This window comes from Pedobacter punctiformis (assembly GCF_027213715.1).
GTDB classification, from domain to species: domain Bacteria; phylum Bacteroidota; class Bacteroidia; order Sphingobacteriales; family Sphingobacteriaceae; genus Pedobacter; species Pedobacter punctiformis.
On the sequence record NZ_JAPWGM010000001.1, the window covers coordinates 957703 to 978937 of the forward strand.

At 36.9% G+C, this 21235-nt stretch carries 21 protein-coding genes; 15 read left to right on the top strand and 6 right to left on the bottom strand.

Annotated features, from left to right (window positions below):
* Positions 1 to 190 precede the first annotated feature (190 nt).
* From O0955_RS04300 to O0955_RS04320, 5 genes are all read left to right on the top strand, one after another.
* Positions 191 to 493, top strand: a complete 303-nt coding sequence (locus O0955_RS04300) for a DUF2752 domain-containing protein (RefSeq protein WP_269426288.1) — start codon at positions 191 to 193, stop codon at positions 491 to 493.
* Positions 494 to 498: 5 nt separating this feature from the next.
* Positions 499 to 867: a TM2 domain-containing protein gene (locus O0955_RS04305; protein ID WP_269426289.1), complete on the top strand. Its 369-nt coding sequence runs from the start codon at positions 499 to 501 to the stop codon at positions 865 to 867.
* A gap of 252 nt (positions 868 to 1119) precedes the next feature.
* Positions 1120 to 2217 (top strand): Nif3-like dinuclear metal center hexameric protein, encoded by a 1098-nt coding sequence (locus O0955_RS04310; protein WP_269426290.1) that lies wholly within the window; start codon positions 1120 to 1122, stop codon positions 2215 to 2217.
* Positions 2217 to 2960: a zinc ribbon domain-containing protein gene (locus tag O0955_RS04315; RefSeq protein ID WP_269426291.1), complete on the top strand. Its 744-nt coding sequence runs from the start codon at positions 2217 to 2219 to the stop codon at positions 2958 to 2960. The genes O0955_RS04310 and O0955_RS04315 overlap by 1 nt, the downstream gene beginning before the upstream one ends.
* 154 nt (positions 2961 to 3114) lie before the next feature.
* On the top strand, positions 3115 to 4596 hold the full coding sequence (locus tag O0955_RS04320; protein ID WP_269426292.1) for a YfgM family protein: 1482 nt from the start codon (positions 3115 to 3117) through the stop codon (positions 4594 to 4596).
* Here O0955_RS04320 and O0955_RS04325 read toward each other — a convergent pair.
* The 4 genes from O0955_RS04325 to rsfS all read right to left on the bottom strand — a co-directional run bounded on the left by O0955_RS04325 (position 4593) and on the right by rsfS (position 8987).
* Positions 4593 to 5669, bottom strand: coding sequence for a 3-oxoacyl-ACP synthase III family protein (locus tag O0955_RS04325; protein WP_269426293.1), 1077 nt, complete (start codon positions 5667 to 5669; stop codon positions 4593 to 4595). The genes O0955_RS04320 and O0955_RS04325 overlap by 4 nt on opposite strands.
* Positions 5670 to 5740: 71 nt before the next feature.
* A complete protein-coding gene (locus O0955_RS04330) occupies positions 5741 to 6385 on the bottom strand; it encodes a LutC/YkgG family protein (RefSeq protein ID WP_269426600.1) in 645 nt (214 codons plus the stop codon).
* Positions 6386 to 6478: 93 nt separating this feature from the next.
* The gene (gene ftsH, locus O0955_RS04335) at positions 6479 to 8584 is read right to left on the bottom strand and encodes an ATP-dependent zinc metalloprotease FtsH (protein ID WP_269426294.1); all 2106 of its coding nucleotides are present in this window, start codon (positions 8582 to 8584) and stop codon (positions 6479 to 6481) included.
* A gap of 28 nt (positions 8585 to 8612) precedes the next feature.
* Positions 8613 to 8987, bottom strand: coding sequence for a ribosome silencing factor (gene rsfS, locus O0955_RS04340; RefSeq protein ID WP_269426295.1), 375 nt, complete (start codon positions 8985 to 8987; stop codon positions 8613 to 8615).
* Between the two features lie 45 nt (positions 8988 to 9032).
* On the opposite strand from rsfS, the gene O0955_RS04345 reads away from it, so the two are divergent.
* From O0955_RS04345 to pfkA, 4 genes are all read left to right on the top strand, one after another.
* Positions 9033 to 9809 carry a biotin--[acetyl-CoA-carboxylase] ligase gene (locus O0955_RS04345; protein ID WP_269426296.1) on the top strand — a complete coding sequence of 259 codons (777 nt, stop codon included), beginning with the start codon at positions 9033 to 9035 and terminating at the stop codon, positions 9807 to 9809.
* Positions 9810 to 9817: 8 nt separating this feature from the next.
* On the top strand, positions 9818 to 10267 hold the full coding sequence (locus tag O0955_RS04350; protein WP_269426297.1) for a protein-disulfide reductase DsbD domain-containing protein: 450 nt from the start codon (positions 9818 to 9820) through the stop codon (positions 10265 to 10267).
* Positions 10268 to 10413: 146 nt separating this feature from the next.
* Positions 10414 to 12105, top strand: coding sequence for a protein-disulfide reductase DsbD family protein (locus tag O0955_RS04355; protein ID WP_269426298.1), 1692 nt, complete (start codon positions 10414 to 10416; stop codon positions 12103 to 12105).
* Positions 12098 to 13081, top strand: a complete 984-nt coding sequence (gene pfkA / locus O0955_RS04360) for a 6-phosphofructokinase (protein ID WP_269426299.1) — start codon at positions 12098 to 12100, stop codon at positions 13079 to 13081. Before O0955_RS04355 ends, pfkA begins: the two co-directional genes overlap by 8 nt.
* 136 nt (positions 13082 to 13217) lie before the next feature.
* Here the strand turns inward: pfkA and O0955_RS04365 are convergent, their stop codons facing one another.
* A complete protein-coding gene (locus tag O0955_RS04365) occupies positions 13218 to 13544 on the bottom strand; it encodes a heavy metal-binding domain-containing protein (RefSeq protein ID WP_269426300.1) in 327 nt (108 codons plus the stop codon).
* Positions 13545 to 13790: 246 nt separating this feature from the next.
* Here O0955_RS04365 and O0955_RS04370 point away from each other — a divergent pair, with 246 nt between their 5' ends.
* Positions 13791 to 16808 carry a DUF2135 domain-containing protein gene (locus tag O0955_RS04370; protein WP_269426301.1) on the top strand — a complete coding sequence of 1006 codons (3018 nt, stop codon included), beginning with the start codon at positions 13791 to 13793 and terminating at the stop codon, positions 16806 to 16808.
* An 81-nt stretch (positions 16809 to 16889) separates the two neighbouring features.
* On the opposite strand, the gene O0955_RS04375 is transcribed toward O0955_RS04370, so the two are convergent.
* A complete protein-coding gene (locus tag O0955_RS04375; protein WP_269426302.1) occupies positions 16890 to 17411 on the bottom strand; it encodes a 5' nucleotidase, NT5C type in 522 nt (173 codons plus the stop codon).
* Between the two features lie 145 nt (positions 17412 to 17556).
* Here O0955_RS04375 and O0955_RS04380 point away from each other — a divergent pair, with 145 nt between their 5' ends.
* The 5 genes from O0955_RS04380 to O0955_RS04400 all read left to right on the top strand — a co-directional run bounded on the left by O0955_RS04380 (position 17557) and on the right by O0955_RS04400 (position 21211).
* Positions 17557 to 18129 carry a 30S ribosomal protein S16 gene (locus O0955_RS04380; RefSeq protein ID WP_269426303.1) on the top strand — a complete coding sequence of 191 codons (573 nt, stop codon included), beginning with the start codon at positions 17557 to 17559 and terminating at the stop codon, positions 18127 to 18129.
* Positions 18130 to 18233: 104 nt separating this feature from the next.
* Positions 18234 to 18761 (top strand): ribosome maturation factor RimM, encoded by a 528-nt coding sequence (gene rimM, locus O0955_RS04385; RefSeq protein ID WP_269426304.1) that lies wholly within the window; start codon positions 18234 to 18236, stop codon positions 18759 to 18761.
* 43 nt (positions 18762 to 18804) lie between these two features.
* Positions 18805 to 19479, top strand: a complete 675-nt coding sequence (gene trmD, locus O0955_RS04390) for a tRNA (guanosine(37)-N1)-methyltransferase TrmD (protein ID WP_269426305.1) — start codon at positions 18805 to 18807, stop codon at positions 19477 to 19479.
* 138 nt (positions 19480 to 19617) lie between these two features.
* Positions 19618 to 19965 (top strand): 50S ribosomal protein L19, encoded by a 348-nt coding sequence (gene rplS / locus O0955_RS04395; protein ID WP_131538191.1) that lies wholly within the window; start codon positions 19618 to 19620, stop codon positions 19963 to 19965.
* A gap of 70 nt (positions 19966 to 20035) precedes the next feature.
* The gene (locus tag O0955_RS04400) at positions 20036 to 21211 is read left to right on the top strand and encodes a mechanosensitive ion channel family protein (RefSeq protein ID WP_269426306.1); all 1176 of its coding nucleotides are present in this window, start codon (positions 20036 to 20038) and stop codon (positions 21209 to 21211) included.
* Positions 21212 to 21235: the final 24 nt, after the last annotated feature.

The window sequence follows — 21235 nt, forward strand, 5'->3', positions numbered from 1 at the left end:
ATCGTCATTGTAGGATGCGATGCGATTTTATTATAATTTCGATGATTAAAACCAGACAAATTAAGATTGCGCTATTTTTCTTCGGGGGAATAAGCTAATTTGTCGGATATTTACTGCAATTCGTCGAATAAACGTATTTTAATGTAACAAAGCTTTTCCACGAACCTCTAAAATATATAAAAACTGAAACATGAAATACATTAAAAGCTTTCCTTTAGAACTTTGCTTCTGGATAATTGCTTTAGTGTTATTGGCAACAGCTAATAGTCATCAACATCATTTTACTTTATGTCCTTTAGCAAATTTAGGCTTAGAGAGTTGGTGTCCGGGTTGTGGTTTAGGCAGGTCAATAAATTACATTTTTCATGGCGAATTTAGCCAGAGTTTTAAAGAACACTGGTTTGGTTTTCCAGCTTTGCTGATTATATTTTATAGAATTTACACCTTAATAATAAAGAAAAAAGAATTTAAAATTTCAACATTTAACACATAAAAGTCATGGATATATTTCAATCACCTCTAATGTCGTTACCAGGTATAACACCAGAGGAATACTCATATTTACAGCAAGCAACCGCAGGTTTAAGCGAACAACAGTTGCGTAACTTCTTAATGGTTTACAGCAGCAAAAGAAAAAGCGCATCAGATATGTTAATCTTTTGTTTGGTCGGTTTATTTGTAGTGCCAGGTTTGCAAAGGTTTATTGTTGGGCAGGTTGGAATGGGTATTTTGTACCTTTTAACCATCGGTTTATGCTTTATCGGTTCAATTATCGATGTAGTGAACCATAAAAGCCTAGCTTTTGAATATAACCAGAAAATGGTTTTCGAAAGTTTGCAAATGGTTAGAATGGGTGGATTTCAATAAGCCCCTTTTTTAGAAAAGCAAAGACAGAACTAATTTTAAGGTTCGTTCCCGCCATACATAACAAGTCCGCACCCGGAGAAAAACCGAGTTTGCGGGCTTTTTGTTTCTGTCGGGTTTAGGTTTGGGCTGTTGTGCAAAAATAGTGGAGCATCTTCAGGCAAGAAGAAGAGATGCTTGGGCTTATAACAAAAATGATGTTCGGGCAGCCTTTCTGCTAAATGAAGAAAACACTAAAATTTCTATCTTTATAAAATGAAATTAGCGGAAATAACAAATTACCTCGAAAGCATAGCCCCACTCAATTACCAGGAAGATTACGATAATTCGGGCTTAATTGTTGGCGACCCAAACATGGAAATTCATGCCGCATTAGTGGCTTTGGATTGCGTAGAAAAAATTGTTGATGAGGCGATTCGCACAGGTTGCAATTTAATTATTACGCACCATCCTATTGTTTTTAAGGGCTTAAAAAAATTTAACGGTAAAAATTATGTAGAGCGTGTGGTGCTAAAAGCCATAAAAAATAATATTGCGCTTTATGCTATTCATACCAACCTGGATAGTGTTCATACCGGGGTAAATGCCCGGATTTGTGAGCGCCTGGGCTTAAGCGGTACTAAAGTTCTTGCACCTAAAACCGGGTTACTGAAAAAACTGGTTACTTATTGCCCTCATGCGCAGGCAGAACAATTGAGATCAGCTCTTTTTTACGCGGGTGCGGGAAATATTGGAAATTATAGTGAAACCAGCTTCAATGCCGAAGGCTTCGGTACTTTTAAAGGAAATGAAAACTCAAATCCATTTGTTGGAGAAAAGGGGCATCAGCACCACGAAGCCGAAATCAGGATAGAAACCATTTATCCGGTTCAGGCAGAGCGGAAAATCCTGGTGGCCTTATTTGAAAATCATCCTTATGAGGAAGTGGCCTACGATATTTATAAACTGGAAAATAAAAATGATCAGGTAGGTTCGGGTATGCTGGGCTGGCTGGAATATGATATGGATGCCTATGACTTTTTATACCTGGTAAAAGACAGGTTGCAGGCTAAAGTAATCAGACATACCGAAATTTTGCCGAAAAGGATTAAAAAAGTAGCTGTTTGTGGAGGTTCAGGAAGTTTTCTGTTAAAAGAAGCCATTGCTGCCGGAGCCGATGCTTTTATTACTGCTGATTTCAAATATCATGAGTTTTTTGATGCAGAAGAAAAATTGATCATCGCCGACATCGGACACTTTGAAACTGAACAATTTACCTCAAATTTATTGGTTGAAATTATTCAGAAAAAATTTGCTAACTTTGCAATCCGTTTAACGGAGCAAAATACAAACCCCATAAATTACTTGTTTTAATGGAACAAACCGTAGAACAAAAGCTAAAAGCTTTATACGAATTACAAAACATCCACACTAAAATTGATAAAATCCGTCAGGTAAGAGGCGAATTACCAATGGAAGTAGCTGATCTTGAGGATGATGTTTTAGGATTAGAAACGAGAATTCAGAAAATTAAAGGCGAACTTGATGATCTGGAAGATTCTATCGTAACCCGTAAAAACACAATTAAAGATGCTCAGGCAGCAATCAAAAGATACGATACTCAATTAAAAGAAGTTAAAAACAACCGTGAATACGATGCTTTAACTAAAGAAATTGAGATTCAGGGATTAGATATTCAGGTTTCTGAGAAAAAAATTAAAGAACACGGTTTTGAAATCACTTCTAAAACTGAAATCTACGAAGCTGCTAAAGCTGAACTGGAAGGCAGAAAAAAAGATTTAGACGTTAAAAAAGCGGAGCTAGGTGTAATTACTGCAGAAACTGAAAAAGAAGAGCAGGATTTACAGAAAAAAGCAGATAAATCTGAGCCTTTAATCGAAGAGCGCTTATTAGTTGCTTACAAACGTTTACGCAAAAATGCAATAAATGGTTTGGCAGTAGTAACAATCGATCGCGATTCTTGTTCAGGTTGTTTTAACCAAATTCCACCTCAACGCCAGTTAGACATCCGTCAACGCAAAAAAATTATCGTTTGCGAGCACTGTGGTCGTATTTTGGTTGATGAAGCCCTTACTCACGAAGTAGCTGAAGCTTAGTCAATTCTAAAAATTATTTAAAACGTCCCGGTCAAACCGGGACGTTTTTTGTTTTTATCATAAAACAAGAATTGTTATTTTGCGTTAAGGTTAGATATTAATTAGATTAATTTATTGCCTTAATCGTACCGGGCAAAATTTAGAATACAATTCAATGGTTAAAAAGTTCCGTTTTTTTTCTGTGCTCTTTCTGCTGGTTTCACCCCTTACTTTATTTGCAAATTTCGATTTTAATGCCAATTGCTTAAATGCCTATAAAAGTATTTTCGAATTAAAACTCGGTAATGCAAAAGCCTATATTTCTACAGAGAAAAAACTCAGACCCAATAATTCGATAATTCCGTTGCTGGAGAATTATGTTGACTACTTTACCTTGTTGACCTCTGAAAGTAAGGCAGATTTCGATCGCTTGAAGGGAAATAAGTCGGCCAGGCTGGATAAAATCAGCGATGATGATAAACAATCGCCTTATTATTTATATGCTCAGGCAGAAATCAATTTGCAATGGGCATTGATTAGAGGCCGTTACGGAGAATATTTTAATGCAGCAATGGAAATTAAAAAGGCGAATAGTTTATTGCAGGAGAACGCAAAGAAATTCCCGAATTTTCACCTCAACCTAAAGGGGCTTGGATTAATTAATGCCGTTTTAGGAAATCTTCCTGATGGAGCATTAAAAAGCACTTTATCAACCCTTGGTATTAAAGGGAATTTGCAAAACGGTCTCGCCATGTTTGAAAAGCTAGCCGATAACCTGCCTAAATCATCTTTTGAGCCTTTTTACGAAGAAGTTGTTTTTTATTACGCTTACGTTTTAACTGATGTTGCACACAGCCCGTCTGCTTATGCTAAAACCATGAAATATACGGAGCGGATAGCAGATACCAGTTTACTTAAATCTTATTTGCAAAGCTACGTTTGCATTAAAAACGGGCATAATGATGAGGCCATAAATATTTTAAAATCGAGACCTGAAGGTGGCGTTTACCAACCTTTTCCCTATCTGGAATACCTGGAAGGCGTTGCACACTTAAACAAGCTGGATTTAACGGCCTCTGTTCATTTTAATAAGTTTTTACAGATAAATAAGGGCGTAAACTACATTAAAGATGCTAATTTACATCTGGCCTGGATTGCGTTGTTAAAAGGAGATAAGTCAAATTATACAGCTTATGCTTCTAAAGCTGCAAATGGAGGCTATACCTACAATGAAAAAGATAAACAGGCACAAAATGAAGCGGTAGCGCCGGCACCCGATGCAGATCTTTTAAAGGCGAGGCTTTTATTTGACGGAGGTTATTTAACAAAAGCACAGCAAATCCTGGAAGCATCTAAAGCCGCGGATTACAATACGGATAAAGACAAAACAGAGTATAATTACCGTTTGGGTCGTGTGTACGACGATCTTGGAAAAGATGATCAGGCATTGGTGGCTTATCAGGCAGCAATTAACCAGGGAAAGAGTCTGAAGTATTATTTTGCTTCAAATGCAGCCTTGCAGATGGGTAAAATTTACGAGAAAAAGAAAAACCCAGCCAAAGCGAAAGAAGCTTACAATACCGCTATTTCTATGAAAAATCATGAATATGAAAATAGTATTGAAAGTCAGGCTAAGGCTGGATTAAGAAGAATTTAAAAACGGTAAACAAATGCGTTAATGTGCATGCCCGCACCTACGGATGCGAATACGGCAACATCGCCTTTTTTAACCTTATAACCTTTAACCTGTTCTTTTAAAACTAAATCAAGAAGCGTTGGTACCGTTGCTACAGAGCTGTTACCCAGCCATGAAATCGTCATTGGGACCAGATTTTCAGGTACAGTATCTATATCGTAAAGCTTAAACAGACGTTTCATAATTGCAGTATCCATTTTTCCATTGGCCTGGTGCACAAATACAATATTAACATCCTCTACACTTAATCCGGCTTTATCAAGTGCCTTTTTAATAACCTGTGGCACCTGAACAACAGCAAATTCATACAATTTACGGCCATTCATTTTCAGATAAAAATTCCCACTGGTTTCATCCGGGTGGGAGCCTTTTCCCATGGTTAGCAGGTTGCCATAGTTTACGGCATGAGTTTCAGTTTTATGTGCCAGGATACCGGTTTTATCTTCCTGCTCTGCAGCCTCATAAATAACTGCTCCGGCGCCATCAGAAAAGATCATACTATCGCGATCATGTGGATCGATGATTCTTGAAAGGGTTTCGGCACCAATAACCATTACGCGTTTGGCATCTCCACTTTTAATATAGTAATCTGCTTGTATAGATCCCTGAACCCATCCCGGACATCCGAAGATTATATCGTAAGCCACGCAATCAGGGTTAACGATGCCTAATTGTTGTTTTACTTTTGCCGCCAGAGAAGGCAAAACATCTGTACGGTTGCTGTTTAATGGAATATCACCAAAATTGTGGCAAAAGATAATATAATCTAATGTTTCTTTATCTATTCCGGCGTTTTCAATTGCTCTTTCGGCAGCTTTCGCACCAATCTGATTGCTTAGCTGCTCCGGGCACACGTAGCGCCTTTCTATAATTTCTGTAATTTCCGAGAATTTGTGAATAATCTCAGCATTCTCCTTATCCAGCTTATTTCCGTTTTCAAAAAAAGTTGAATTGAGAAACTCGTTTCCGGAAATAATATTCTCTGGAATATAGCTCCCTGTTCCGGCAATTACCGTATTTAATCTTGCGCTCATAATTATAATACCATATACTAAATTGGTATGTAGTATAAAACTATCATTAATAAATTAGAAATAGAAATTATTTAAGAAAAATCGTCAATAAGAAAAACGAAAAGTTCTTTAGGGCCATGCGCTCCGAGTACTAAGGTTTTTTCAATATCGGCGGTTCTGCTTGGTCCTGTAATATTGCTGATCATGGATGGGATTTGATTGCCATACTTATTTTTCAGAAGTTGGAAGCCATCTTTCAGGTCCAATACCAACTGACTTGTACGTGCAATAACAATATGATGATGGGGAAATATACTTAATCTTCTGCCTGCGGCGCCTTCATTGCTAACCATTACACTACCATTTCTGGCAATTAAGGCTTCACAAAGTGTAATGCCAACCTCGGCCTGGTCAAAATCTTTGTCTGTTTGATAAAAAGGGAATTCATATTTAGCTAAAAACTCCTGTAATTCAGGTTCCCAGCAATAAATTTTGCGCCACTTAAACCGTTCGGCCAGTTGAAGCATGTTCTCAATAAAGTCGATTCCATCTTCACAAAAAATAAAATTGCCCGATATAGCGGTTAACTGTTCTGCAAATAATATTTCCAGCGCTTCTGTATTTTGCTTATACAATGGGCTTTCTTCTAAATTAGGATAGGGGTTTTCGCGTTTCTCTAAAAGCGCCTTCCTTATCTTTTTTAGTATCTGTTCTTTCGCTGTCGTATTATCCTTCATCATCTAAAAAAATGAAACCTTGAATTTTTTACGTCCAAGGTTTCAAACTTATATATAATTGTTTTTATATGCAATTTATAACATAATGTGTTTTTATTCTTTTTCTGAAGAAGGGTTTAACCCCGTAACTTCCTGATTGATATCAGTATCGCCTACTCCATCATGCACTAATCCTTCTGCAGCAGGGCTTTGATCGCCTGTTCCATTTACAAATTCGTCATAAGTAGTACGCGTATCAAACGGACGTTTTCCTAAAATTTCTTCTAAATCAGCCTGGAATAAAATCTCTTTTTCCAATAATTTTTGAGCTAATTTCTCTAAACCATCACGTTTATCCGTTAATAATTGTTTCGTTTTAATGTAAACATCTCCAATTAACTTACGAACCTCAATATCAATTAACTCTGAAGTTTTTTCAGAATATGGTTTGTTAAAATTGTATTCGTTCTGTGGGTCATGGAAAGAAACATTACCCACATTATCATTCATACCATAAATAGTTACCATGGCATAAGATAGTTTCGTGATGCGTTCCAAATCGTTTTGCGCTCCCGTAGAAATTTTACCAAAAGTGATATCCTCAGCAACACGACCGCCCATTGTCATACACATACCATCAATTAATTGCTCTGTAGTGTACAAAAATTGCTCTTTTGGTAGATATTGTGCATAACCTAGCGCAGCAACCCCACGAGGAACGATTGATACCTTAACCAAAGGATCGGCATGCTCCAGGAACCAACCCGCAATGGCGTGACCAGCTTCGTGATAAGCAACAATGCGTTTTTCTTCAGGAGAGATGATTTTATTTTTCTTCTCTAAACCACCAATTACACGATCAATAGCATCCTGAAAATCCTGCATATCAACACTTTCCTTGTTGCGGCGGGCAGCAATTAAAGCCGCTTCATTACAAACGTTTGCAATTTCGGCACCTGCAAAACCAGGTGTTTGCGCTGATAATTTTTTTGCATCAACCTCTGCAGAAGTTTTAATCGGTTTTAAGTGAACATTGAAAATGTGCTCACGGCCAACTAAATCTGGTTTGTCAATAGAAATTTGTCTGTCAAAACGACCCGGACGTAACAAGGCTGAATCCAACACATCTGGTCTGTTGGTTGCTGCCAGAATAATAATTCCAGAATCGGTTCCGAAACCATCCATTTCTACAAGTAATTGGTTCAACGTATTTTCACGCTCATCGTTACCACCCATTACGCTGTTTTTTCCACGGGCACGTCCAATAGCATCAACCTCATCAATAAAGATAATACAAGGTGCTTTATCTTTAGCCTGTTTAAACAAATCGCGTACACGTGAAGCACCTACGCCCACAAACATCTCTACAAAATCAGAACCTGATAAAGAGAAAAATGGAACTTGTGCTTCACCTGCAACAGCTTTTGCTAATAACGTTTTACCTGTACCCGGAGAGCCAACCAGTAATGCTCCTTTAGGGATTTTACCACCCAGATTGGTGTATTTTTTTGGGTTTTTAAGGAAATCTACAATTTCCATTACCTCTTGCTTTGCTTCTTCAAGGCCGGCAACATCGTTAAAAGTAATGTTTACCTGACTTTCTTTGTCAAAAAGAGTTGCTTTAGATTTACCAATACTAAAAATCTGACCGCCACCACCGGCACCACCGCCCATACGGCGCATCATAAAAATCCAGAAACCAATTAATAACAATACTGGCAAAATGATGCTTAAAAACCAACTGGCTAATGGATTGCTGCGGCTTGTTTTTTCTGCTAAAACCTTCGGTTGCGTAGCTGGTAAATCTTTTTGAGAATCTGCCAATTGTTTGTCCAGGCCATCCATTGTACCAGAGTTAAAGTAAACGGTAGGACCAGAAGAGGATACGTTTAAAGAACTGGTATTTTTATAGGCTTTATACTGAGGTTTATTTAAGCTATCTTTTTTAATGTAGACTTCTGCTTTTACCAAATCATCGGCTTTGTAGGCAACTACTTTACTAACATCGCCCGTTAACAACATTTTTTGTTCAAATGTTTGGTAGTCAACTTCTTTTCCTCCGTCTGAGCTAAGAAAAAACTGACCGGCAAAAATAGCGACTATAATAGCTGCATAAACCCAAAAAACATTGAATTTTGATCCTTTTTGTGGCTTTTTCGGGATATTCGGTATACGTTTTCCCGGTTTTTTGTTGTCGTTTGTATTTTGATTATCGTTCATTTGTATCGTTCAAAAGGTATGTTTATGGTTAAGCGCTCTGAAAGTTTGTGCTTTCTGCATCGCCCCATAATTCTTCTATGCCATAAAAATGGCGTTTTTCTGTTTTAAAAATGTGCACAACCACATCAAAATAATCCAGTATTATCCAATCTGCACTTTCAAAACCTTCTTTATGTCGGGGATCAGCCTGGGTATTTTTATAAATTTCTTTTTCTACACTATCTGCTATAGCTTTTACCTGTGTGCCAGAGTTAGCACTGCAGATAATAAAGAAATCTGCTACTGAGGAATGAATATTTCTAAGGTCCAACCGCACAATATCTTCTCCTTTTTTTTCCTGAATGCCATGTACGGCTAATTCAGAAAGGTATGTAGAAAGGGCTACTATTTTCTTTTTTACCATTAAAATGCTTTAATTTTGAGATTACAATAAATATAAATTCAACACTTGCAAAATAACACTTTTTCGACACTATTTGTTGGTCAAAATTTAATCAAATTAAAAGAAGTTGATTCTACTAATAACTATTTAAAGAATCTGGCTTCAAATTCCGAGCCATTACCCGAAGGAACTGTAATTATGGCAGATAATCAGTTTGCAGGCAGGGGGCAACAGGAAAGTGTTTGGCAAACAGAACCAGGAAAAAACATCAGCACCAGTATTTATTTAAAGCCCTCATTTTTACCGTTAAATAAACAGTTTTATTTAAATATAGCCGTTAGTTTAGCCGTGAGTGAAGCTTTAACACAATTTGTTGATGAGCCTGTTGAAGTGAAATGGCCTAATGATATTTATTGTATGGGGCGTAAACTAGGTGGTATTTTAATCGAAAACACACTGACAGGTGTTTTTATAAAATCGTCCGTTATTGGCATTGGTTTAAATATTAACCAGCAAAACTTTAGACCAGATTTAACTCAAAAAGCAATTTCTCTGATTCAATTGCTAAAAAAGGAAACTCCTTTAGAAATCATATTAGAGAAAATATTCGTTTATATGGAAAAATACTATTTAAATTTGAGAGAAGGTAAATACGATTTTTTACAAAGCGATTACCTTAAAAGGTTATATAACTTCAATGTTACCGCCACATATAAGCAAAATGGAAAGGTTTTTGAAGGGATCATAAAAGGAGTTGAAGATAACGGACGTTTAATTATGGAAACTGAAACCGGCGAAAGCGTTTTTAACTTCAAGGAAATAGAATTTATACACACAAAATAAACACACAAATGAAAAAAATCACCTTAGCACTATCTTTAGTGTTGTTTACCATCCTCGGGGCCTTTGCGCAAATTGAAAAACCAGTAACCTGGGCTTATGTAGCGAAAAAAGTTAGTAAAACAGAAGCCGTTTTATATTTAAAAGCGACTATCGACGACAGATGGCACATTTATTCACAAAATATTAAAGATGGTGGGCCAGTAAAAACCACTTTTACCTTTACTCCATCTAAAGACTTTAGCCTGGTTGGCAAAACAGTAGAACCTAAAGCGGTTGTTAAATATGAATCTACATTTAAAATGAATGTTAGCTATTTCGAAAAACAAGTTATCTTTCAACAAAAGGTTAAATTGAATAAGGGAACAACAACCATTAAAGGTAAAGTAGAATTTATGGTATGTAACGATAAACAATGTCTTCCTCCGGAAGAAGTTGAGTTTAGCATTCCGGTAAAATAAAATTGAAAAATTTTTTATAAAACAGTCCCGAATTTTCGGGACTGTTTCTGTTTAAAGTAAAATCTAAGTGCTGTAGGGGTTTAAAGATTAATCCTTTACAAAATTATGCTTAATTTCACGCTTTCAAACACACACAAAACACACAAATGAAAAAGGTTTTATTATTGTTACTAATGGTTTCAATGTTTATTGCATTGCCAGCCGTTAAAAGTTTCGCTGTAGTGATACAGGATACTACTGCAACCGCCCCCCCGGATGATTTACAATTTATAGAGGTCGGCTCTGCAAAAGATAGTGCCGCAAATAATATTGTTAAAGATTCTGTCAAAAAAGACACGGTTTCGACCGCCAAAGTTGATGCTGTAAAAGCCGAAAAAAATCTTTCTAAGCCCCTTCTTTCTATTTTTGCCGCAGGTTTTATTGCGGGGTTAATTGCCTTTTTGCTTCCATGTATTTTCCCAATGGTGCCCTTAACCGTTAGTTATTTTACCAAAAGAGCCGAAACAAAAGGAAAAGGCATACAAGGCGCTATAATTTATGGTGTTTCCATTATTGTAATTTATGTAGTGTTAGGTGTATTGATTACAATAATTTTTGGAGCCAGTGCCTTAAATGAACTGGCAACAGATGGCTTTTTTAACGTTTTTATATTTCTGATTCTATTAATTTTTGGAATATCCTTTTTAGGGGCATTTGAGATTACACTCCCGAGCTCTTTTGTAAATAAAATGGACTCTAAATCAGATTCAAAAGGATTAACCGGTATATTTTTCATGGCCGCAACATTGGCTGTTGTTTCTTTCTCCTGTACCGGCCCTTTAATTGGCACCCTGCTGGTAACCGTTGGCCAAAGCGGAGGCTTTTTAGCTCCGGTTATGGGGATGTTTGGCTTCTCATTGGCTTTGGCACTAATTTTTGTTGTTTTTGCAATTTTTCCAAGTTGGATGACTTCTTTGCCTAAATCTGGCGGATGGTTAAACTCCGTAAAAGTTGTTTTGGGTCTTATTGAAATCGCCCTGGCACTTAAATTCTTATCAACAGCAGATCTTGCCTATCACTGGGGGATTTTGGACCGCGAAGTATTCATTTCTATATGGATCGTGATTGCCTTTATTTTAGGGTTTTATTTGCTTGGAAAACTAAAATTCTCTCACGACAGTGATGTTCCGTATGTTTCTACGCCGAGATTATTTTTAGGTGGTGCAGCATTTGTTTTTGCTTTTTACTTAATTCCCGGTTTATGGGGTGCGCCACTTAAAGCCGTGAGTGCTTTGGTTCCTCCTCTTTCTACTCAGGATTTTGTAATCGGACAGGAAAATAATAGTGGAACACAAACTAAAACGGAACCGCATTCTAAAAGAAAATATGCTGAGTTTTTGCACATCCCACATCATATTGATGGCTTTTTTGATTACGAAGAAGCCTTAGCTTATGCCAAAGAAGTGAAAAAACCACTGTTTTTAGACTTCACGGGCCATGGCTGTGTAAATTGCCGCGAAATGGAAGCCAGGGTTTGGTCTGATCCCCGGGTATTAAAAAAATTAAAGGAAGATTATATTGTCGTATCACTTTATACGGATGACAAAACGGCCTTACCCGAGGCGGAACAATTTGATTCAAAAGTATTAGAGACAAAAGTAAATACAGTTGGTAAAAAGTTCAAGCATTTGCAAGCTGAACGTTTTAAAACAATATCTCAACCATACTACGTACTTTTGGGCACTGATGAAAAAGAATTAGTTTCTCCTCCAATCGGGGTAGAATTTGACATAAACAAATATTTGCAATATCTGGATAAAGGATTATCCGAATTTGCTAAGAAACAAACAAATGAGTAAGATAAAAAACATTGGTGTTTTAACCTCTGGCGGCGATTCGCCAGGCATGAATGCCGCAATTAGGGCTGTAGTAAGGGCCGCAATTTATTATGATGTAGAAGTAACTGGTTTTCTTCGCGGATACGAGGGATTAATCAACAACGATTTTATTCCAATGGACCGTAAATCTGTTGCCAACATTATCCAACGTGGCGGAACGATTTTAAAAACAGCCCGGAGTGAAGCATTTAAAACGGTAGAGGGAAGAAAGAAGGCGTATGAGAATTTAAAAAAACTTGACATTGACGCCTTGATTGTGATTGGTGGAGATGGAACCTTTACCGGAGCCAATATTTTTACCAAAGAATTTAATTTCCCAATTATTGGTTTACCAGGAACAATTGATAACGATTTAGCGGGAACAGATTTTACAATAGGCTATGATTCCGCAATTAATACTGTAATTGACGCAGTGGATAAAATAAGGGATACTGCTGAATCGCATGACAGGTTATTTATCGTTGAGGTAATGGGTCGCGACTCCGGCCTTATTGCTTTGCGAAGCGGTATTGGAGTAGGTGCAGAAGCAATTCTTATTCCGGAAGCCAATATGGGCGTTGAAGATGTTTTACATAAACTGGAGCATAGCCGTAAAGACAAATCATCGAAAATAATTATTGTTGCCGAAGGAGATGATGCTGGCGGGGCATTTAAAGTTGGCGAAATTTTAGAGAAGAAATACCCTCATTACGATACCAAGGTTTCGGTACTTGGACATATTCAGCGTGGTGGAAAACCAACTTGCATGGACAGGGTACTGGCCAGCAGATTAGGTGTGGTAGCTGTAGAGGGATTACTTAAAGGCGAAAGCGGAGTTATGGCCGGGCAAATAAACAAAGAAATGGTTTTTACACCCTTCGATCATGCCATTAAACATATTGATGCTGAGAAAGTAAGTTCAACCTGGATAAAATTAATTGATATTCTGTCTTTTTAGACCCGAAAAGAATGATAAAAAGAAAAGTCCTTCCCGCACCGGAAGGACTTTCTTGTTTTGCTTAGTTTTCGCAATAAGCAAATAAAAATTCATTAGCAGAGACGAACCTGAAGTTTAACTCCGTTAATAAAAAACACTAGATATCTTCAATAACAACAGCAGTACCACTTGCGGTAACCATGAGCATACTACCGCCGCTACCAACGGTTTCATAATCCAGGTCTACACCAACAATTGCATTTGCACCAAGTGCTGCTGCATATTGTTGCATTTCGTTTACGGCGGTATCCTTTCCTTCTCTTAAAACTTGTTCATAAGATCCGGATCTTCCACCCACAATATCACGAATTCCCGCAAAAAGATCTCTAAAAATATTTGCACCAATAATGGTTTCGCCTGTTACCAGACCAATGTACTTCACTATTTTTTTGCCCTCTACAGAAGGCGTTGTAGTTATCAGCATAGCATTCTTTTCTCTTTGGATGGTAAGTTATATAATTTGTTACAAATTATTAGAAAATCAGTATTCGTTTTTTGTTGGTATAGCCTGTATTACTGTTGTTTAAGTGTCATTTTAAAACAACTGGTTTTATTTACACAGGTGAAATTTTCCTGGTGCTGAATAAAAAAAATGGAGTCTTAAAACGAAATGCTAAAATAAATTTATGCAATCACAACAAATTTTGCATCCCTATTAAAAACCAATATTATGAAAAAACTAAAAGCCATAATCGTATTTCCCCTATTAATACTGGCAACCTTTGTTCAGGCACAAATGCCTGTGCTTAAAGTTCAGCAAGCAGAAAATGAAGCGCAAAAACAAGCGGTTAATTTGAAAAAGCTAAACATCGATGTACAGATTACCGGAAATATTGCAACTACGGTTATGACGATGACTTTTTACAACAACAGCAATCGGGTGTTAGAAGGAGAATTAACATTTCCAATGCCCGATGGAGTAACGGTTAGCAGGTACGCACTTGACATTAATGGTAAAATGCGTGAAGCAGTACCAGTTGAAAAGGCAAAAGCAACTGAAGTTTTTGAAAGCATCGAGCGAAGACGTGTTGATCCGGGTTTGCTGGAAAAAGTAGAGGGCAATAACTTTCGCACCCGTATATATCCATTACCCGCCAAAGGGAGCCGGACTATAATTGTAGGTTATGAAGAAGAGCTTAATTTTAATCATACAAATGCACTTCAGTATCATTTGCCGTTGGATTACAATCAACCTATAGAAGAGTTTGCATTAAAAACCACTGTTTTTGAAAGCGTTATTAAACCTGAGTTGGCAGAACAGCCTGATGGGACATTTAATTTTAGCGCAAAGGGTAATACTTATGTTGGCGAAATAAAGAAAACCAATTATGAGCCAAAACATGGCTTAACCATAAGCCTGCCTAAGCGTAGTGATTTGCCCGAAGTGCAGATGCAAAAAGCTTCAACCGGCTATTATTTTATGGTTAATGTTTTTCCAAAGGTTCAAAACAGACCAAGACAATGGGCAAACCAAATCGGCTTAATTTGGGATTGTTCTTTAAGCGGTTTGCAGCGGGACGTGAAAAAGGAAATGGAACTTTTAGACCTTATCATAAAACAAAAGCAAAATTTAACCATTCAATTAGGATTGTTAAACAACAACTTTAAAAGTGGAGGTAATTTTGTAATTACTAATGGAAACTGGGCGCTTTTAAAAAAGAAACTGGAAAGCGTTGTTTATGATGGAGGAACAAATTTTAGCGCCATAAATTCAAAAAACTTACAGGCAGAAGAATATCTGTTTTTCTCTGATGGCTTATCCACATTTGGCAAAAATACAGTTAATCTAAATAAGCCCGTTCATACCATAAATACAGCTTTAAAAGCGGATTATAGCACTTTAAAATACATCAGTTTAAAAACCGGGGGTCAGTTTATAAATTTAAACGCCATAAATACAGAAACGGCTTTTAAGCAGTTGAGTCAGGAAAATTTACAGTTTCTGGGCATTAAAAATGGTGTCGATGTAAAACAGGTTTATCCCTCATTGCATGTTAATGTAGATGGGCAACTTTCTCTTGCCGGAATTTTAAACGGTTTAAATACACAGTTTATGTTGCAGTTTGGCTATGGGAATACGGTTGTTTTGGAAGTACCGATCCGTTTAAATGCAACTGAACATACATTAACCAGTATTGACGTAAGGCGGGTTTGGGCACAAAAGAAGATTGCCGAAATGGATATCCAGTACGAAGCAAATAAAGAGGACATTAGTGCTTTAAGTAAACAATTTGGCATTGTAACCAGAAACACCAGTTTGATTGTTTTAGAGAACCTGGATGATTATTTACGTTACGATATTACACCGCCTGCCGAACTGCGCAGTGAATATGATGTGGTAATGAAACAACGCCGGGCAGATATTTTGGAGCGTAAAACAGACCTTATGAATGCTGCAGTGGCGATGACCAAGGATTTGAAAACCTGGTGGAATACAGATTTCAGGGCTTTGAAAACAAATAAAGAAAAAGATAAATACCCAACGGTGGCTGGCGATCCGGTAGCTGATGTGGTTGCTGCCGAGCCTGCAAGCCAGAAAATGGAGGTACAGGAAATGAGAGTGCCTGCGCCCGTGGCCATTCCACCAAATCAAGCCAACAGAAGGGAAACCGAAAGCAATGCCCTACATGAAGTTGTCGTAACAGCCTCGTCTCAGGTCGTTCAAAGAAAAAGTATGGCTAGTGCTTCAGTTGCTTTGCAAGGAAGTGTTGCCGGTTTACAGGTAGCAGATAAAAAAATAATAACGAGAGTGGGCGAAATGATTCAGGGGCCAACCATTATAATTCCTGAATTTAAAAGTGATAAAGATTACATGAAAAATTTAAATGGAAAGCCAGACAGTGCTTATCTGGCCTATTTAAAAATGAGACCTGGTTACATCACTACACCAATGTTTTATTTTGATGTAGCCAATTGGTTTTATCAGCAAAAAGATAGTGTAAGGGCTTTAACCATTTTAAGTAATATTGCCGATCTGGATTTAGAAAATGCTGACTTATATAAAACACTGGCCTATAAATTAAAACAAACCGGTAATTACACTGAAGAAATTTTTGTTACCGGAAAAGTATTGCAATGGCGTCCAATGGAAGCTCAAAGTTACCGGGATTATGCCCTGGCTTTAGCAGATGCCGGACAATACCAAAAAGCCCTGGATCATTTGTATAAAGTTTTAACGCAAAGTTATAATTCGCAAATAGCAGACAGAGATCAGGGAATTGAAGAAATTATTATTTCCGAAATAAATAATCTGATTAACAATCATAAAGACAAATTAAATGTCCGCGGCATTGATAAAAGAATGATTTTTCCATTGCCTGTTGATATTAGAGTAGTTTTAAACTGGAATAAAAATGACACAGATATCGATTTATGGTTAACAGATCCGACAGGTGAAAAAGGTTATTACAGTAATCCAAGAACTCAAATTGGAGGCCGCATTAGCAATGATTTTACTTCGGGTTACGGACCAGAACAGTTTATGGTAAAAAAAGCAGTGAAAGGTAAATATAAAATTGAGGTAAACTATTTTGGGGACAGTCAGATTAATATTAGTGGACCAACCACCATTACTGCCGAAATTTATACCCGCTATTCTACAGGGAAGCAAGAACGAAAAGTAATTGTTTTGCCAATGGAAGCCAATAATAAAAATGGTAACCTGATTGGTGAGTTCAGTTTTAACTAATACACAGCCAAATTTTTAAATAAGCACAAACCCTAATTTTATACGTTAGAGTTTGTGCTTTAAGGAAGAATAATTTTCAAATTACAGTAACTTTTCTTCGATTTCCTGCCAGCTGCTTACTCTTTCATAATCGGTAATGAGTAAATTATGTGGAGAAGTATACAAAAGTGGGCGACCTTTAAAAGTGGTGAAATTCTTGATGCGGTCATCAATCAGTATGTCAGCCTCAATAATTTTATTGCCACAAAAAATAATATGCTGCCAGTCAATAAACGGAAAGTGCTCGGCCAGCCAGTCGTATTTATCCGTTAACGAGTTTCTAAACTCCATTGCTGCGGAAACGATATAAACATCATATTTTTCCTGCAGGGCCTTAATCACCCTTTGGCTATCAGCAATAACGGCTAAATCTCTGAAAAAACCAGGTTCATTGATGTATTCGAACCACTTTTGGTTTAGATGTTCCGGAACATGTTTGTATATTTCGTTTCCCGGTTCAATAACTAAATCTAATGGAACGCCATAATCGCGATTATAAAGTTTAATAAATTTAGGGATAACATCAGCTATCACTTCGTCCATATCAATGGCAATTCTTTTCATATCGTATCAGCAAATATTTTGACGTAAATATCTTTAAAACAAAGAAATTAAACTATGTTTTTAATTTACAGTATTTTAGTTATCTTTGCAACCCCGCAGCACGAAGCTCCGGGAACTATGTTGAATACATAAATACAATTGAAAAATGGCAACTAAAATCAGATTGCAAAGATTCGGTAAAAAAGGGAAACCTTTTTTCCACGTTGTGGTAGCAGATTCCCGCTCTCCACGTGATGGTAAATTCATTGAGCGTTTAGGTTCATACAACCCAAACACCAATCCTGCAACCATCGAAATTAATTTCGAAAAAACTTTAGCCTGGGTTAACAGTGGTGCTGAACCAACTGATACCGCTCGTGCTATTCTTTCTTACAAAGGTGTTTTATACAAAAAACACTTAGAAGGTGGTGTGAAAAAAGGTGCTTTAACTCAAGAGCAGGCAGATGCTAAATTTGCAGAGTGGTTAGACGCTAAAGCTGGTAAAATCTCTGGTAAAACAGAAGGTTTAGCAAGCTCAAAAGCTGAAACCCGTAAAGCAGCATTAGCAGCAGAAGCGAAGAAAAAAGAAGATAGAGCAAGTGCTATCGCAGCTAAAAATGCACCAGTTGCAGAAGAAGTTGTTGAAGAAGAAGTAACTGAAGAAGCACCAGCTGTTGAGGCTGAGGCTACTGAGGAAGCTCCTGCAGCAGAAGCTACTAAAGAAGAAGGCGCAGAATAATTAATTTTATTTAGCGTAAAATAGCGAAGCATCTTTTAAAGGGCTTCGCTATTTTTTTAACTAAAAATGTCGTTCTGAAGAAAGAAGAATGACAAGGTAAGAATATGAAACACGAAGAAGCATTTTACATAGGTTACGTTACCAAAACAAGAGGGTTAAAGGGAGAAGTTCAGGTGTTTTTTGAGTTTGATGACTATGAAGCGCTTGAATTTGATGTTGTTTACGCAGATATGAACGGCAAACTTGTGCCTTATTTTGTAGCATCAGCAAAACTTCAGGCCAATAAAACCGGATATTTTAATTTCGATGATACGGACCACATTGATAAAGTACAGCCACTTTTAAAAAAGAAATTGTATTTGCCTTTAACTCAAAAACCTGAACGCGACGAAGACGAATTCTTCTACACAGACCTTAAAGGTTTTATGGCAACAGACGAAACATTGGGTGAACTTGGTGAAATTTTAGAGGTAAACGAATATCCTCAACAGTTTGTAGCCACTGTTTTATATAAAGAAACTGAAATTCTTTTTCCGCTGAATGAAGATTTTATTGTTGAGATCGACGAAGAAGAAAAAATATTAACGCTTGATTTGCCAGAGGGTTTGCTGGATATTTATCTGGAAAAATAGATAGCTATTCATGCTCTCAATACAAAAATTTTAACTTTGCCCTATGCGTTTCGATATTATAACTGTTTTGCCCGCTTTACTGGATAGCCCTTTTGCACACTCTATTTTGCAAAGAGCCCAAAAAAAGGGGATTGCTGAAATTGTTGTCCATAACCTTAGAGATTATGCAACCAACAAGCAGAAAAGTGTAGACGATTACCAGTATGGTGGTGGAAGTGGTATGGTAATGGGAATTGAGCCTTTTGCAGCTTGTATAGAAAAATTACAGGCGGAACGCACTTACGATGAAATCATATTCATGAGTCCTGATGGCGTTACGCTTAATCAAAGTACCGCTAACGAATTATCTATTAAAAAGAACATCATTATTCTTTGCGGGCATTATAAGGGCATAGACCAGCGCATACGCGACATTTTTGTAACCAGAGAAATATCCGTTGGTGATTATGTTTTAAGCGGTGGAGAGTTGCCGGCAGCAATTATAGTTGATGCTGTAGTGCGATTAATCCCCGGTGTTTTAAATGATGAAACTTCTGCGCTTTCTGATAGTTTTCAGGGAGATTTGCTTGATGCACCTGTGTACACACGCCCTGCAGATTGGCGGGGACATAAAGTGCCTGATATTTTATTAAGCGGACATGAAGCAAAGGTGAATGAATGGCGGCACGAACAAGCGTTGGAACGTACTCAGAAACGTCGTCCTGACCTTTTGAAATAGAAGCAATTAACATAATCGAATGTGGAATTCATAAAGATTGTGGAAAAAATTAAATTAGACTTTTTTATATCAAATTATTTCCCTAATATTGCAATCCGATTTTCAAGGTAAAGAATATCGGTTTAATAGCTTAAAATCATGGATTTAGTAAAATTTGTTGAAGAGCAGGCCATCGCGAAAAAAGATTTTCCTGCGTTCAAGTCTGGCGATACAGTGAGCGTACACTATAAAATTCGCGAAGGTAATAAAGAACGTGTTCAAATTTACCAGGGTGTTGTTATACAACGTAACAGCGCAGGTGCTAACGAAACTTTTACGGTTCGTAAAATGAGTAACGGTATTGGTGTAGAGCGTATCTTCCCTTTCAGTTCTCCAAATATCGAGAAAGTAGAAGTAAACAGTTATGGAAAAGTTCGTAGAGCGAAATTATTCTACTTACGTGCATTAACTGGTAAAGCAGCTCGTATCAAATCTTTAAGAAAATAATATTCTTTATAAAAAGATATAACCTTCACGATTACTTCGTGGGGGTTTTTTTGTTTATATATTTGTCGTCATGATGAATTCTGAATTTTTTAACCAGATTTTTTGGGGAAATAACATTAGAGCATATTTTCTTTTTGGCACTATACTTCTACTAGGACTCCTTTTTAAAAGAATTGTTTCTAAGCTTTTAAGCAAATTACTCTTCAGGCTTTTTAAAAAATTCTCTCAACAAGCTCATGATGATACCTTTGTTTCATTGTTGTTAAAGCCTATTGAGGTTTTTATCCTGTTCTCCACCCTTTATCTTTCTATTAATCAACTTAAACACCCACTTGAGGTTACCGTATACCATTATAGTAAACTTGTTGGTAAGGTGAAAGAACAGATTCCGGTTTCAATTGGAGATTGTATTGATAAAATCTTTCTGTTTCTGATTATTTTATCCATTTTCTGGATTATTCTCCGAATCATAGATTTTATTTCTCATGTGCTTTTATACAAGGCGGCAGTGACACAAAATAAATCAGACGATCAGCTGGTGCCGTTTTTAAAGGAACTTTTTAAAACAATTGTTGTTTTTATAGGCTTTTTTACCTTGCTGGGTTTTGTTTTTGAAGTTAATGTACTCACCCTCATTACAGGTTTAGGTATCGGAGGTATTGCAATTGCGCTGGCCGCAAAAGAAAGCTTAGAAAACTTGTTGGGTTCCTTCACTATATTTTTGGATAAACCCTTCACCGTAGGCGATTTGGTTAAAGTAGATGGTGTTGAAGGTACAGTAGAAAAAGTAGGTTTTAGGAGTACTTTAATCCGTACTACCGAGAAAACAATGGCCACTATACCCAATAAAGGGATGATTGATGGCGTTTTGGAAAACATGAGTTTAAGAAATTTCAGAAGGGTTAAGTTTGCTTTCGGAATTACTTATGAAACAAAGCCACCAACCATAAAAAAAATTGTAGAAGAAATTAAAACCTATATCAAAGAACATCCGGATACAAGTGATGATGGTAATGCTTATTTTGAAGGTTTTGGAGATTCTTCTTTAAATATTGAAGTGATTTATTTTGTTTCGCTAACCGCCTATAACGATTACCTGGCTATAAAAGAGGAAATCAACTTTAAAATTATGGAAATTGTGATGAACAATAAATCTGATTTTGCTTATCCAACACAAAGATTAATCAGCGATCAATCTCCGCCAGTGTCTGATAAGCCTAAAGGAAATGATACAATAGATTTCTAAAAAGGTATTTCAAAAAATTAAAAC